This window comes from Micromonospora sp. NPDC049107, from assembly GCF_040648595.1.
GTDB lineage: Bacteria > Actinomycetota > Actinomycetes > Mycobacteriales > Micromonosporaceae > Micromonospora.
Window position 1 is genome coordinate 17071 of sequence record NZ_JBEZEC010000014.1, and the last position, 14885, is coordinate 31955.

Below are 14885 nucleotides of genomic sequence, written 5' to 3' on the forward strand. Positions count from 1 at the left end.
TCGGTGACGTCGGGGTGTCCGGGAGCTGCGGATACCCCGAGATTGGCGAACTCGTGTGGATCAAGGCCGGCGGCGGCGGGCGGGGTGGGCTGAGGCTCCCAGCGGGCACACAGCGGCGGTGGGGGAGAATGGCCCGGTGACTTCCCCCCGCGATCTTGTTCTGCTCGGGTCCACCGGTTCGATCGGCACACAGGCCATCGACATCGTCCGGCGCAACCCGGACCGGTTCCGGGTGGTGGCGATCGGGGCGGGTGGCGGCAACGTCGAACTGCTCGCCGCGCAGGCCCTCGAGCTGGGCGTCGAGGCGGTCGGGGTGGCCAAGGCGTCCGCCGCGCAGGACCTGCAACTCGCGTTCTACGCCGAGGCGAGCCGGCGCGGCTGGGCCACCGGGGACTTCAAGCTTCCCAAGATCGTGGCCGGCCCGGACGCCATGACCGAGCTGGCGCAGTGGCCGTGCGACGTCGTGCTGAACGGGGTGGTCGGCTCGCTGGGCCTCGCTCCTACGCTGGCCGCGCTGCGCGGTGGTCGTACTCTCGCGTTGGCCAACAAGGAGTCGCTCGTGGCCGGCGGCCCGCTGGTCAAGGCCGCGGTGACGCGGCCGGGGCAGATCGTTCCGGTCGACTCGGAGCATTCGGCGCTCGCGCAGTGTCTGCGGTCCGGGTCGCGCGGTGAGGTGCGGCGGCTGGTCGTCACGGCCAGCGGCGGCCCGTTCCGGGGACGGCGGCGCGACGAGTTGACGCAGGTCACACCCGAGCAGGCGCTCGCGCACCCGACGTGGAACATGGGGCCGGTCGTCACGATCAACTCGGCGACCATGGTCAACAAGGCGCTTGAGGTGATCGAGGCGCACGAACTGTTCGACGTGCCCTACGCCGACATCACCGTCATGGTGCACCCGCAGTCGGTGATCCACTCGATGGTCGAGTTCGTGGACGGGTCGACGATCGCCCAGGCCAGCCCACCGGACATGCGGCTGCCGATCGCGCTCGGCATCGGCTGGCCGGACCGGGTGCCCGAGGCCGCCGCCGCCGTCGACTGGACGGCAGCGCACAGCTGGGAGTTCGCGCCGCTGGACGACGAGGCGTTCCCGGCCGTGGCGCTCGCTAAGGCCGCCGGGGAGGCCGGACGCTGCCGCCCGGCGATCTACAACGCGGCGAACGAGGAGTGCGTGGCGGCGTTCGTGGCCGGACGGCTGCCGTTCCTCGGCATCGTCGACACCCTCGAGCGCGTGTTGGAGGACGCTCCGGACTTCGGCGAACCAGGTACCGTCGAGGACGTGCTCGCGGCCGAGTCGTGGGCGCGCGCGCACGCGCAGGAGATCATCGCGGGTTCGGTGGAAGGAGCTTGATGTCTAACCTGCTCGGGGTGGTCCTCTTCGCCCTGGCCATTCTCATCTCGGTCAGCCTGCACGAGGCGGGTCACATGCTGACCGCCAAGGCGTTCGGGATGAAGGTCACGAAGTACTTCGTCGGTTTCGGCCCCACCATCTGGTCGTTCCAGCGGGGCGAGACCGAGTACGGACTCAAGGGCATCCCCCTCGGCGGCTTCTGCAAGATCGTCGGGATGACGCCGAACGACGACGACGTCGACCCGGCCGACGAGCCGCGCGCGATGTGGCGGTTCCCGGTGTGGAAACGCACGATCGTCATGTCCGCGGGCTCGATCACCCACTTCGCGCTGGCGCTTGTCACCATCTGGCTGGCGGCCGTCACCCTCGGCCTGCCCAATCCCAAGTTCCCCACGAACGACGCGCAGGTCCGGCAGGAGCCGGCGGTGATCGCGCTCTCCGACTGCGTGATGCCGAAGATCGACCAGCGCGCCTGCGCCCCGGGTGACCCGGCCAGCCCGGCAGCCCAGGCCCAGCTTCGCGACGGCGACCGGATCACCGCACTCAACGGCAAGCCGGTGAACAACTACGGTGAGATGCTCACCGGCCTGCGCGCGCTGAAGCCGGGCGAGACCGTGAAGATCGGGTACGTCCGCGACGGCCAGCCCGGCGAGACCAGCACCGTGCTGGCCCAGACGGAGCGTCCGCCGCTCGACAACCCGAAGGGCACCATCGGTCCGGTCGCCGCGCTCGGCGTCGGGCTCACCATCACCACCCCGAACCTCGTCACGTACGGTCCGGTCGCCGCGTTCGGCGCCACCGGCGACTTCACCCGCGGGCTGGCCGTCGGCACCGTCGACGCGTTGCAGCGGCTGCCGCAGAAGGTCCCCGCGCTGTGGACCGCCATCACCGGCGGCGAACGTGACGTGGACACCCCGATCAGCGTGGTCGGGGCCAGCCGGCTCGGCGGCGAGGCGGTCGCCCACGGGGCCTGGCTGATGTTCGTCTTGCTCTTCATCTCGCTGAACTTCTTCATCGGCGTGTTCAACCTGCTCCCGCTGCTCCCCCTGGACGGCGGCCACATCGCCATCGCCTGGTTCGAGCGGGCCCGCTCCTGGCTCTACGCGCGGATCGGCCGGGCCGACCCGGGTCGGGTGGACTATCTCAAGCTGATGCCCTTCACGTACGCGGTGATCCTGATCGGTGGCGTGTTCACGCTGCTGACCATCACCGCGGACGTCGTCAACCCGATCACGCTCTTCCCAAGGTGAGTGCTGAAGTGACCGCTATCAGTCTCGGCATGCCCGCTGTGCCGCCCCCGCCGCTCGCACCCCGCCGGGCCAGCCGCCAGATCATGGTCGGCTCGGTGCCGGTCGGTGGCGGCGCGCCGGTGTCGGTGCAGTCAATGACCACGACCCTCACCTCCGACGTCAACGCGACCCTGCAGCAGATCGCCGAGCTGACCGCGTCCGGCTGCCAGATCGTCCGGGTGGCGGTGCCGTCCCAGGACGACGTCGAGGCGCTGCCCGCGATCGCCAAGAAGTCGCAGATCCCGGTGATCGCCGACATCCACTTCCAGCCCAAGTACGTCTTCGCCGCCATCGACGCCGGCTGCGCGGCCGTCCGGGTCAACCCGGGCAACATCCGGCAGTTCGACGACAAGGTCAAGGAGATCGCGCGCGCGGCGGGGGACGCCGGCGTGCCGATCCGGATCGGCGTCAACGCGGGCTCACTGGACAAGCGGCTGCTCACCAAGTACGGCAAGGCCACCGCCGAGGCGCTCGTCGAGTCGGCGCTGTGGGAGTGCTCGCTCTTCGAGGAGCACGGCTTCCGCGACATCAAGATCTCGGTGAAGCACAACGACCCGGTCGTGATGATCCGGGCGTACCGGCAGCTCGCCGAGCAGTGCGACTACCCGCTGCACCTCGGCGTCACCGAGGCCGGGCCGGCCTTCCAGGGCACCATCAAGTCGGCGGTCGCCTTCGGCGCGCTGCTCGCCGAGGGCATCGGCGACACCATCCGGGTGTCGCTCTCCGCCCCGCCGGTCGAGGAGATCAAGGTCGGTAACCAGATCCTGGAGTCCCTCGGCCTGCGCGAGCGCGGCCTGGAGATCGTCTCCTGCCCGTCCTGCGGCCGTGCCCAGGTGGACGTCTACAAGCTCGCCGAGGAGGTCACCGCCGGCCTCGAAGGGCTGCCGGTGCCGCTGCGGGTCGCCGTCATGGGCTGCGTCGTCAACGGTCCGGGCGAGGCCCGCGAGGCCGACCTCGGTGTCGCCTCCGGCAACGGCAAGGGCCAGATCTTCGTCAAGGGGCAGGTCGTCAAGACCGTGCCCGAGGGCCAGATCGTGGAGACGCTTATCGAAGAGGCGCTGCGCATCGCCGACGAGATGGGTGCCGAGCTGCCCGAGGAGCTGCGCGGGCTGGTCACCGGCCCGACGGTCACCGTGCACTGAGCCAGTTCCACGAAAGCGGGCCGTTCCCCCTCGGGGAGCGGCCCGCTTTCGTTGCGGCGCGCCGTTCCCCCTCGGGGAGCGGCCCGCATTCGTTCTGGCGGGTCTCACTCGGATTCGGCGAGGATCGCGTACAGCTTGCGTCGGGTCTCGTCGAGGACCTGGGCGGCCCGCTCACGCTGGTCGTCGGTGCCGTGCATCATCACCTGCCGCAGGGCGTTCATCGCCTGCGCGCCGGAGTCGCGGATGTCGTGCCAACTGCTCACGGTGTCCTGGGCGACGTCCGCCCAGGGTGGCGTCTGCGCGGCGGCGGTGGCCTCGGCCTGACCGGCCTCGGTGACGGTGAACCGCTTCCGTCCGCCGCTGGGCTCCTCGGTGCTGGCGGCGATCACACCCTCGTCCTCCAGGAGCTGGAGCGTGGGGTAGATCGAACCCGGGCTGGGCCGCCAGGCCCCGCCGGTACGGGAGTCGATCTCCTGGATCATCTCGTAGCCGTGCATCGGCCGCTCGGTGAGCAGGGCCAACACCGCGCCGCGGACGTTGGGGCGTCGCCCCCTGCCGCGGCCGTGCCCGCGACCACGGCCGCGCCCGCCGTGCTCGTGGCCGTGCTCGTGGGGGCCGGGCGGGACCGGCGGGAAGCCGAATCCCCGCATCCGGGCCTCGTGCATCGGGTGGTGCTGTCGATGGAACCGCATCGGGTTCTCCCTCTCTACGTACTGTCGCTGATGCATCAACGATATATCGGCAATGCATCGCCGACAAGTAGCGGTGAGCAATTCGGCCCTTTGCGGTCCGCCTCGCCACTCGGCCGGCGGGGCGAGGGGTCGATCTGGCAGGCTGGTAGTCGTGCTTACGGTGCCGGTACGGCAACTGGGGGAATCGGAGCGCCGCGCGGTCGAGCGCCTGCTCGACCGTGACCCGTTCGCGGGCGCGCAGGTCGCCGAGCGCATCGCCGCGCGCGGACTGTCCTGGTGGCGGGCCGAAGGGCGGATCCTGGGGTACGGCGCCCGCCGCAACCTCGAATCACTGTGCTGGCTCGGCGGCAACCTGACGCCGGTGCTCGCCAACGACGCCGCCGTCTCCGCCTTCGCCGACCTGCTCGCCGGGGAGGACCGGCTCTGCTCCTCGATCGTCGGCCGCGCGGACGCCGTCCTCGCCCTCTGGGACCGGCTCTCCCACACCTGGGGTCCGGCCCGCGACGTCCGCCCCAACCAGCCGCTGCTGGCCACCGACACGACGCCGGCCGGACCGGCCGATCCAGAGGTACGCCGCGTCCGCTCCGGCGAGGTCGACCGACTCTTCCCGGCGGCGGTCGCCATGTACACCGAAGAGGTGGGCGTCTCCCCGCTCGCCGAGGACGCCGGCCGCAGCTACCGACGCCGGGTCAACGACCTGGTCCGCGCCGGCCGCGCGTACGCCCGGTTCGTCGACGGCAAGGTCGTGTTCAAGGCCGAGTTGGCCGTCGTGACGAAGCGGACCGCCCAGGTCCAGGGCGTCTGGGTCGCCCCGGAATGGCGGGGCCGGGGCATCGCCGCCGCCGCCATGGCCGCCGTGGTGCGCGACGCGCTGGCCCGGGTCGCTCCCACGGTCAGCCTGTACGTCAACGACTTCAACCTTCCGGCCCGCCGAGTCTACGAACGCTGCGGCTTCCAACCGGTCGGCACGCTCGCCACGGTCCTCTTCTGAAGCATCTTGCTGGACGTACGGCGATGGCCGGCACCCGTTGTCGGGGTGCCGGCCATCTGTGTGTGTTAGCTGTTCCAGTTGTGGGCGACCAGGTCGGTGGCCTGCTGCTCCCACTGCGCGTACGCGTCCGGGTACGCCGACACCTGCACGGTCTGGGCGGCGTCGGTCAGCGGCATGTCCTGCCAGCCGTCAACCTGACGCAGGCCCTTGAGGAACGCGGTGGTGGAGTACTCGGGGTTGGTGATCTGCTCCGGGGTGCCCCAACCGCTGGTCGGGCGCTGCTGGAACAGACCCAGCGAGTCGTGGTCGTTGGCGTCGCCGAGGTGACCCAGGTTCTCCAGCTTCGACTCCTGCAGGCTCGTCGCGATCGAGATGACCGCCGCCCGCTCGGGCAGGCCGGCCTTCTTGGTGGCGGCGATGATGGCCTTGGCGTTGGCGGTCTGCTCGCCGTTGAGGTCGATGTGCGACTGGTCGCCCTGCGGCTTGGGTGCGGCGGTCTGCACCGCTGCGGCGGCGGGCTTGGCGTCGACCGGGTTGGCGTGGGCGGCGATGGGGCCGGCGAAGACGCCACCGGCGAACGCGAGACCAGCGATGGACAGCATGCTCTTGCGGAAGATCGTGTTCATGGGGGTTGCTCCTTCGGGGGTAGGAAACACCCACCTGTCACCAGTGCGGGGGATCGGTGACGGGGGTGTCAGCACCTCGTCCGGGCGCTCAAAGACTGGGGGGCGGCCTACGAGCGGGGGGGGGCTCGTGGCGGCCGGTCCGGGTGTAACGACCCGGGGGGCGGGGCCATTCCCCGGGGGGCTGACGATCCGCGGTGAGCGGGCTCGCCGTGCCGGGAGGGTGTGTAACGACCTGCGGTCCGGGGCCATTCCCGGGGGCTGACGATCCGCGGTGAGCGGGGCTCGTCGTGCCGGGACCGGGTGTAACGACCTGCGGTCCGGGGTCATTCCCGGGGGCTGACGATCCGCGGGGAGCGGGGCTCGCCGTGCCGGGACCGTGTGTAACGACCCGCGGTCCGGGGTCACTCCCGGGGGGCTTGGCTCCCGCGGGGGCGGGGGGCTCGGCCGTGGTCCTGCGATCGTCAGGCTGTGTAACGACCTGCGGCCCGCCGCGATTCCAGCCCAGCCGTGCGTCCGGTCACCCCCGCGAAGACCCGGTGACCGGACATATCGCCCAGCGGGCGCGAACGGCGTGGCGGGTGCCAAAGCATTCGGGTCGTGATCGACTCGACATCGCCGAAGTTGGGGTATCCGAGGCCGGATGACACCGCGATATCGGTGATGTCGAGTTGATCATGGCCGTTCGGGGCCGGTTGATGCCCCTGGATCGGCGATGCCGAGTCGATCATGGCTGTCCGGGGGCGGGCAGGTCTCGCGCTCCCGTTGTCGGCGCGCCGGGCGATCGGGGATGACCTGCTCAGGGCGGGTAAATCGGTTGAGGGGACCGGGGCGCTGCCGGCACGCTGGGTGTTCCGCCACCCACGTCCGGAGGAACCTCCCATGCGCCTGCTCCGTGATCTGTGGGCCACCTCGCCACGCCGTATGACGCTCGTGGCCATCCTGATCGTGCTGGGCGCCGCCGGTCAGGCGGGCGCGTCCGCGCTGGCCGGCGCGGTGCTCGTACACCGGTCGGCCGTTTCCTTCACGGTCCTCGCCGCCGCGTTGGCCGCCGTGGTGCTCAGCGACCTGGTGGTGAGCCTGGTGATGGCCGGGCTGACCGCCGACTGGTCCGCCGACGTCCGTCGGCGGCTCTGCCGGGTCGCGCTCGGGCAGGATCTGCCGAGCCTCGAGACCACCCCGGTCGGCGAGCTGCTGGACCGCATCGACGGGGATGTCTACCAGGTGGCGTCGGCGGTTCGTAACCAGGGTTCGCGGCTCGCCCAGGGGCTCTGCGTCGGTCTGCTGTCGATGGTCGTCGCGCTCGCCGTGTGGTGGCCGGCCGGCATCGCGATGCTGCTGCTGACCGTGGTGCTCGGGGTGGGGCTGCGCCGACCCACGGCACGGATCGGCCCGGCCCGGATGGTCGAGGAAGAGGCATGGTCCGACCTGGCCGCCGTGATGGAGGAGGCGGTGCACGGCCAGGACGACGTGCGGACCAGCCTGGCCCAGCCGTACGTGCTGCGGCTCTATGCCCGGCGGGCCGCCACCGTGCTGTCCCGCGGCCATCGGGTCTGGGTGCTCTCGGCCAAGGTGGCGACGGTCGCCACCGCCACGATCCGGGTCGGCGTCGGCGCGGTGGTGCTCGGCGGGGCCTGGGCCCTGGCCACCGGCCGGGTCGACGCCGCCCGGCTCACCGCCATCTGGCTGCTCGCCCTGGCCTTCGGGGCCACGGCGGAACACGTCGGCCGGATGGTGCCCGAACTACAGGAGGCCCTCGGCGCGTGGGCCCGCGTGCAGCTGCTCCAGAAGGTTCGGCAGGAACCGGTCGGCGGGGCCACCCCGGTCGAGGGCGACCTGCGCATCCGGGACCTGACGTTCGGGTACGAGGTGAGCGGCCCGGAGAGTGGACGAGGTCCGGCCCTGCGCGGGCTCAGCCTCACCTTCGCGCGGGGACGCTCGTACGCCCTGATCGGGCGTACCGGGTCGGGCAAGTCGACCCTGGCGAAGGTGCTCACCCGGGCCGTGGACGTGCCGCCGGGCACCGTCTTCCTCGGCGGCACCGACCTGTGCGACCTCGACGTGGAGGAGTTGCGCCGCTGGGTGGCGCTGGTGCCGCAGCGCACCGAGATCGTGGCCGGCACGCTCGCCGAGAACGTCGCGCTCTACGACCCGGACCTGCTGGACGCCGCCGCCCGAGCGCTCGACGAACTGGGCCTGGCCGGCTGGATCGCCGAGCTGCCCGACGGATTGGCGACCCGGCTGGGGGAGGGCGGGCACGTGCTCTCCGCCGGGCAGGAACAGTTGGTGGCGTTCGCCCGGATCCTGGTCCGGGACCCGCACGTGGTGATCCTCGACGAGGCCACCGCGCGGTTGGACCCGGTGACCGAGGCGCGGGTGCAGCGGGCCACCGAGCGACTGCTGCGCGACCGGATCGGCATCGTGATCGCGCACCGACTCTCCTCGGTGCGCCGCTGCGACGAGGTGGTGGTGCTCGCCGACGGCGCGGTGGTCGAGGCCGGTCCGTTGGAGACGTCCACGCGGTTCGCCGAGTTGCTGGCGACCAGTCACGCCGCCGTCTACGCCGGCGGGGCGGCGACGTCCCGCACCGGCGGCGGCACCGACCTCCTGACCGGCCCGAGCACCGCCGGCACCGACCTGCTGGCCGACCCGAACACGGCGGGCACCGACCTGCTGGCCGGTCGGGACACGGCCGGCCCGAACACCGCCGGTCGGGACACCGCTGGCTCGGTTGAGGCGGCGGTGGCGGGGGCCGGGTCGGCGTCGGCGTCGCGTACCGACCCGCCGCCGTTGCCGCCGACGCCGCCGGCGCGGACCTTCCGGGAGATCATCCGGCTCTGCACCAACGATCCCCGGTACGGAGCCGCCGCGATCGCCCTGTTCCTCGGACTCAGCCTGCTGGGGCTGGACGGTCCGCTGCTGCCGTGGCTGTGGGCCGACCTGGTCGACGGCTCCGGCAGTCCGTACCTGCCCGCGTTGGGCATCGTGGCCGGGCTGCTGGTCACCCTGCCGCTGCCGTTCTACACGCACGTGTGGTTTCCGCACTGGTGGGTGCGGCAGATGCTGCGGATCGGCCTGCGGCTGGTGCACGGCCAGACCGGCCCTCGCCGGGTCAGCTCGCACAGCCCGGCGGAGGTGGTGGCCCAGGGCGGCGACACCGAGCGGGTGGTGCAGCTCGCCGACAACGTGTTGGACCAGACCGTGGCGGTGGTGCTGGTGGTGGCCATGACGGCGGTCACCGGCAGCGTCGTACCGGGGCTGTTCTTCCTCGGCACGATGGTGGTCTCCGGCCTGGCCGCGACCCTGTTCGGGCCGAAGCTGGAGCGCGCGGCGCGGGCGACCGTCGCGGCGCGGGCCGCCTTCGCCACCGCGTTGGTCTCCGCGCTCTCCGCGGCGCGGACGGTCAAGCTCGCCGGCGCGACGTCAGCGGTGCTGCGTCACCTGTCCGACCTGGACGTGCTGCGCAGTGACCGGCAGCGCCGGGAGATCGCCGTCCAGGTGTGGTCCCGGTCGACGCCGGCGGTGGTCAGCGGGCTGCTGCCGATCGGCGCGTGGGCCCTCTACCTGGGCGGCGAACTGTCGGCCGGCACGGTGCTGGTGGCCGTCTCCACGCTGGGCGCGGCCCGGTGGTTCGCCTGGACCACCGCGTCGTTGATCTCCCAACTGCCGTCGGCGCGGGTGTGGACCCGGCGGACGGTGGCGATGACGGGCGTGGGGGCGTACTCGGTGGGGGTGCCGGCGGTCGACCTGGCCGGCGGCACCGCGCCCGCGCCGACGCCGCCGCCGCGCCGCCCGCTGCGCCGACTGGAGCTGCGCGGCTTCTCGGTGGTGCACTCCGACGGCACGGTCGCCGTGCGCGACGTGGACCTGACGGTCCAGCGCGGGCAGTTGGTGCTGGTCGTCGGGCCGGTCGGAGCGGGCAAGTCCTCGCTGCTGCGGGCCCTCGCGGGCATCGTGCACCACACCGGCGAGCTGCGGTGGAACGGTGACACGGTCACCGAGCCCGAGCTGTTCCTACGCCCCAACCAGGTCGGTTACGTCGGTCAGCTACCCCGGGTGCTCTCCGGCACGGTGGTCGAGAACATCGCGCTCGGCCACCAGGTGGACGCGGCGGACGCGGTCAGCACGGCGCAGCTCGACCACGACCTGGCCGCCGCCGGGGGTGGGCTGGGCCTGCTCATCGGGCACAAGGGCACCCGGCTCTCCGGCGGGCAGCTCCAGCGGCTGGCCCTGGCTCGGGCGCTGGCGCCGCGTACCGAACTGCTGGTCGCGGACGACGTGTCGTCGGCGCTGGACGTCACGACGGAGCTGGCGCTGTGGCAGGCGCTGCGGGCGCACGGCGTGACCGTGGTGGGGTCCACCGCCAAGCGTGCCGCGTTGGTCCGGGCCGACCACGTCGTGGTGTTGGGGGAGGGCACGGTGGCGGCCCAGGGGACCTGGCGCGAGCTGGAGGGCGACTGGTCGCACCTCGCCGGCTGAGAGCCGGGGTCGGGCGGCTGCCGGGAACGGCAGCCGCCCGACGAGGCTGATCAGGCGCGGGCGTACTGGGCGGGACCGCTGTACGCGACGCCGAGCTTGCCGGCGGCGCGGCGCGGCCAGTACGGGTCGCGCAGCAGCTCCCGGCCGAGGAGCACCAGGTCGGCCTCGCCGCTGGCGATGATCTGCTCGGCGTGCTCCGGCTCGACGATCAGGCCGACCGCGCCGGTGGGTACGCCGGCCTCGCGGCGGATCTGGGCGGCCAGCGGCACCTGGTAGCCGGGGCCGAGCTGCGGGATGCGCTGCTCGGTGCTGACGCCCCCGGAGGAGGTGTCGACCAGGTCGACGCCGACGGCGGCCAGCTCCCCGGCGAGCACGACGCTGTCCTCGACGGTCCAGCCGCCCTCGACCCAGTCGGTCGCGGAGATCCGGGTGAGCACCGGCACGCTCTCGCCGACGGCGGCGCGTACCGCGCGGGCGACCTCCAGGGTGAGCCGCATCCGGCCGGCCCGGTCACCGCCGTAGGCGTCGGTGCGGTGGTTGGTCAGCGGCGACAGGAACTCGTTGAGCAGGTAACCGTGCGCGGCGTGCACCTCCACGGCCGCGAAGCCGGCGGCGAGGGCCCGCTCGGCGGCGGCGGCGAACGCGTCGATGACGCCCGCGATGCCCGCCGCGTCGAGTGCGGTCGGCGTCCGGTAGCTGGGGCTGAACGGCTCGGCGCTCGGGGCGACCGGCGTCCAGCCGCCCTCGGCGTCCGGCACCCCGCCGTTGCCCGACGCCCACGGCCGGTAGGTGGAGGCCTTGAACCCGGCGTGCGCGAGCTGAACGGCCGGCACCGCGCCGTGTGCGGCGACGAAGGCGGTCACCGGCCGCCAGGCGTCCACGTGCGCGCCGGACCACAGCCCGGTGTCCTGCGGGGAGATCCGACCCTCGGGGAGTACGGCGGTCGCCTCGGTCAGCACCAGTCCGGCCCCGCCGATCGCGCGGGTGCCGAGGTGGACGAGGTGCCAGTCGGTGGGCAGGCCGTCCGGGCCGGCCGAGTACTGGCACATGGGGGCCATGGCGATGCGGTTGGGCAGGGTGATCCCGCGCAGGGCCAGCGGTGTGAACAGGGAACTCATGTGCTCATCCTCTCGGTACGGCGACGGACCCCGCTGTCGAGGGGTCCGTCGCCGTGGAAGAACGGGTCAGGCGGGTACGGGGTTCAGCTCCGGGCGGGTGTCGGCGGCCACGGTCTCCGGCTCGGTGAGGTCACGTCGGCCGGCCGACTCGTACGCGGCCCGGTCGAGGGTGCCCTCCCGGGCGGCGACGACGGTCGGCACCAGCGCCTGCCCGGCCACGTTGGTGGCGGTGCGCATCATGTCCAGGATCGGGTCGATGGCGAGCAGCAGGCCGGCCCCGGCCAGCGGCAGGCCCAGCGTGCTCAGGGTGAGGGTGAGCATCACGATCGCGCCGGTCAGGCCGGCGGTGGCCGCCGAGCCGACCACCGAGACGAAGGCGATGAGCAGGTAGTCGGTGAGGCCGAGCTGCACGCCGAACACCTGGGCCACGAAGATCGCGGCGAGTGCCGGGTAGATCGCGGCGCAGCCGTCCATCTTCGTGGTGGCGCCGAACGGCACCGCGAACGAGGCGTACTCGCGGGGGACGCCGAGGCGCTCGACGGAGCGCTGGGTCACCGGCATGGTGCCCACCGAGGAGCGGGACACGAAGGCCAGCTCGATCGCGGGCCAGGCCCCGGCGAAGAAGCGCAGCGGGTTGAGTCGGCCGGCGAGGATCAGCACCAGCGGGTAGACCACGAACAGCACGATGGCGCAGCCGACGTAGACGGCGGTGGTGAACTTCGCCAGCGGAGCCAGCAGGTCCCAGCCGTACGAGGCGACGGCGTTGCCGATCAGGCCGAGCGTGCCGATCGGGGCGAGCCGGATGACCCACCAGAGGGCCTTCTGCACGATCTCCAGCAGCGAGCGGTTCAGCGCCACGAACGGCTCGGCGGCCTCACCGACGAGCAGGGCAGCAGCGCCGATGACGACGGCGAGGAAGACGATCTGCAGGACGTTGCCCTCGACGAACGCGCCGACCGGGTTGGTGGGCACGATGCCGGTGAGGAAGTCCGTCCACGAGCCGGTCTTCTTCGGTGCGGCCGCGCCGCCCAGGTCGAGGGTCACGCCCCGGCCCGGGTCGACGAGCAGGCCGAGGCCGAGGCCGATGCTCACCGAGATCAGCGCGGTGATGCCGAACCACATGAGGGTCTTGAGGGCGAGCCGGGCGGCGTTGGCCACGCCGCGCAGGCTGACCACGCTGACCACGATGGCGGTGAAGACCAGCGGCGGTACGGCCAGCTTGAGGAGCTGGACGAAGAGGGAGCCGATGGTGTGCAGGGTGCTGGTCAGCCAGCTCACGTCGTTGGCGCGGGCCAGGAAGCCGAGCGCCACGCCGAGGACGAGGCCGAGCAGGATCTGTACGGAGAAGGGGATTTTGCGCAGGCCGAAGGGCATGGGATGTCCAAGTGAGGTGGTCTGGTCGGGGTAGGCGAGTGAAGGACGGCTACGCCGGACAGATGCCGCTGGCCTGCAGTCGGAGATCGACATACAGGCGGACGGTAAGGCCCCAGACATTGGTCATCGTTGGTCGACGATACGCCGATAAGTTCGATCTGCAAGGTGTGATGCGCGTGACGCTCCTTACAGGCTTCGGTGTCGGCAAGTCAGGGCCAGGGCCGTGCCGGTGGCCACGCCCCACAGCACGGCCAACGCCAGAACCACCCGTTCCACCACGCCGACCAGCGAGCCCCGGCCGACCACGAGCATGGCCAGGCCGATCGTGGCGCACAGCGGCAGGGCGAGCGCCGCCGTCACCGCCGCCAGCCGGCGTACCACCGGTCCGGCCGGCCCGGACACCGCCAACGCCACCATGGCGAGGACCACCGCCGCCGTCGCCGCGATGCTCGCGCCGCCGTGCACCAGATCGGCCACCGTGGTCCGCTCGAACGGCGGTAGCGGGCACCCGGCGGAGCAGGTCACCGCCCCGGAGACCGCCGTGAGCACCGCGCCGCTGGCGAGCAGCGCCGGCGCGACCCGGACCCCGGGCGGCAGCGCCGCGGCGATCAGCAGCAACGCGCCGGCAAGAGCCAGAACCCCGATCCGGTACGTCACGGCGTGCGCGCTGCCGGCGATACCGGCCTCGCTCACGTACCCGGTGAAGCCCGGACCGGGACCGGCGACCACCGCGACCGTCACCGCGACCGCCCCGGCCACCGCGCAGCCGGCGGCGGCCGACCCGGCGACCCGGCGGGCCCGGCCCCCGTGTCCGCGAGGCGTCGTGGCGGTGCCGGCCCGACCCGGCTCAGCCACGTCCGTGCGGCGTCGTCCAGCCGGACTCGTCGGGCCCCAACGGCACGATGCCGGTCGGGTTGATCTCCCGGTGGGTGCCGTAGTAGTGCCGCTTGATGTGGTCGAAGTCCACCGTCTCGCCGAAACCCGGCGTCTGGAACAGGTCCCGGGCGTACGCCCAGAGCACCGGCATCTCGGTCAGCTTGTTCCGGTTGCACTTGAAGTGCCCGTGGTACGCCGCGTCGAAGCGGACCAGCGTGGTGAACAGCCGCACGTCCGCCTCGGTGATCGCGTCCCCCATCAGGTAGCGCTGCCCGGCCAGCCGCTCGGAGAGCGCGTCCAGCCGGGCGAACAGCGCCCGGAACGCCTCGTCGTACGCCTCCTGGGAGGTCGCGAAGCCGCACCGGTAGACGCCGTTGTTGACGTCGGTGTGGATCCCGGCCATCAGCGCGTCCATCTCGGGGCGCAGCGCGACCGGGTACAGATCCGGGGCGTCGGGGGCGTGCAGTGACCGCCACTCGATGGAGAAGTCGAGGGTGAGCTGCGGGTAGTCATTGGTGACCACCCGACCGGTCAGGGTGTCGACGAGCGCCGGCACGGTCACCCGGCCGGTGTAGTCCTCGTCGGTGGCCAGGTACGCCTCGGAGAGGAAGCGGACGCCGAGGACCGGATCGAAGCCGTCCGGGTCGAGCGCGAACGCCCAACCCCGCTCGTCCCGGATCGGGTCGACGGTGCCCAGCGAGATCGCGTCGTCCAGCCCGAGCAGGCCACGCACGATCCTCGCCCGGTGCGCCCACGGGCACGCGCGGCACCAGACGAGCCGGTACCGGCCGGCCTCCAACGGCCAGCGGTCCTGCTCGTCCGGACCGCCGCCCGGGGGCGAGGTCGAGTCGGCGGTGACCCGACCGGTGAACCGGTTGGGCTGACGGACGAACGCGCCGCCACGGCTGGTCTCTGCGCTGAACTGGGCCCGGGCCATGCCGTCAACCTATCCG

Annotated in this window: 11 protein-coding genes; 5 read left to right on the forward strand and 6 right to left on the reverse strand. The window is 72.4% G+C overall.

What is annotated here, in order from left to right; all coding sequences use genetic code 11:
• The first annotated feature begins 136 nt into the window (after positions 1-136).
• Genes dxr through ispG form a run of 3 tightly spaced genes read left to right on the forward strand, consistent with a single transcriptional unit; the run spans position 137 to position 3779 of the window.
• Positions 137-1348, forward strand: a complete 1212-nt coding sequence (gene dxr, locus AB0B55_RS28825; RefSeq protein WP_357122311.1) for a 1-deoxy-D-xylulose-5-phosphate reductoisomerase — start codon at positions 137-139, stop codon at positions 1346-1348.
• Positions 1348-2598, forward strand: a complete 1251-nt coding sequence (locus AB0B55_RS28830; RefSeq protein WP_357175089.1) for a site-2 protease family protein — start codon at positions 1348-1350, stop codon at positions 2596-2598. Before dxr ends, AB0B55_RS28830 begins: the two co-directional genes overlap by 1 nt.
• Before the next feature lie 8 nt (positions 2599-2606).
• The gene (gene ispG, locus AB0B55_RS28835; protein WP_357122317.1) at positions 2607-3779 is read left to right on the forward strand and encodes a flavodoxin-dependent (E)-4-hydroxy-3-methylbut-2-enyl-diphosphate synthase; all 1173 of its coding nucleotides are present in this window, start codon (positions 2607-2609) and stop codon (positions 3777-3779) included.
• Positions 3780-3883: 104 nt separating this feature from the next.
• Here the strand turns inward: ispG and AB0B55_RS28840 are convergent, their stop codons facing one another.
• Positions 3884-4471, reverse strand: a complete 588-nt coding sequence (locus tag AB0B55_RS28840; RefSeq protein WP_357175093.1) for a PadR family transcriptional regulator — start codon at positions 4469-4471, stop codon at positions 3884-3886.
• 151 nt (positions 4472-4622) lie between these two features.
• Here AB0B55_RS28840 and AB0B55_RS28845 point away from each other — a divergent pair, with 151 nt between their 5' ends.
• The gene (locus tag AB0B55_RS28845) at positions 4623-5462 is read left to right on the forward strand and encodes a GNAT family N-acetyltransferase (protein WP_357175097.1); all 840 of its coding nucleotides are present in this window, start codon (positions 4623-4625) and stop codon (positions 5460-5462) included.
• A gap of 65 nt (positions 5463-5527) precedes the next feature.
• On the opposite strand, the gene AB0B55_RS28850 is transcribed toward AB0B55_RS28845, so the two are convergent.
• Entirely contained in the window at positions 5528-6088 is a 561-nt protein-coding gene (locus tag AB0B55_RS28850; RefSeq protein ID WP_357175101.1) for a hypothetical protein, read from the reverse strand.
• Between the two features lie 879 nt (positions 6089-6967).
• On the opposite strand from AB0B55_RS28850, the gene AB0B55_RS28855 reads away from it, so the two are divergent.
• Entirely contained in the window at positions 6968-10564 is a 3597-nt protein-coding gene (locus AB0B55_RS28855) for an ABC transporter ATP-binding protein/permease (protein ID WP_357122329.1), read from the forward strand.
• A gap of 50 nt (positions 10565-10614) precedes the next feature.
• Here the strand turns inward: AB0B55_RS28855 and AB0B55_RS28860 are convergent, their stop codons facing one another.
• From AB0B55_RS28860 to AB0B55_RS28875, 4 genes are all read right to left on the reverse strand, one after another.
• Positions 10615-11682, reverse strand: coding sequence for an NADH:flavin oxidoreductase/NADH oxidase (locus AB0B55_RS28860; RefSeq protein WP_357122332.1), 1068 nt, complete (start codon positions 11680-11682; stop codon positions 10615-10617).
• A gap of 66 nt (positions 11683-11748) precedes the next feature.
• Positions 11749-13044, reverse strand: coding sequence for a dicarboxylate/amino acid:cation symporter (locus AB0B55_RS28865; RefSeq protein WP_357175255.1), 1296 nt, complete (start codon positions 13042-13044; stop codon positions 11749-11751).
• Between the two features lie 198 nt (positions 13045-13242).
• A complete protein-coding gene (locus AB0B55_RS28870; RefSeq protein ID WP_357175104.1) occupies positions 13243-13911 on the reverse strand; it encodes a DUF998 domain-containing protein in 669 nt (222 codons plus the stop codon).
• Positions 13904-14869, reverse strand: coding sequence for a glutathione S-transferase C-terminal domain-containing protein (locus tag AB0B55_RS28875; RefSeq protein ID WP_357175107.1), 966 nt, complete (start codon positions 14867-14869; stop codon positions 13904-13906). Before AB0B55_RS28875 ends, AB0B55_RS28870 begins: the two co-directional genes overlap by 8 nt.
• Positions 14870-14885 lie beyond the last annotated feature (16 nt).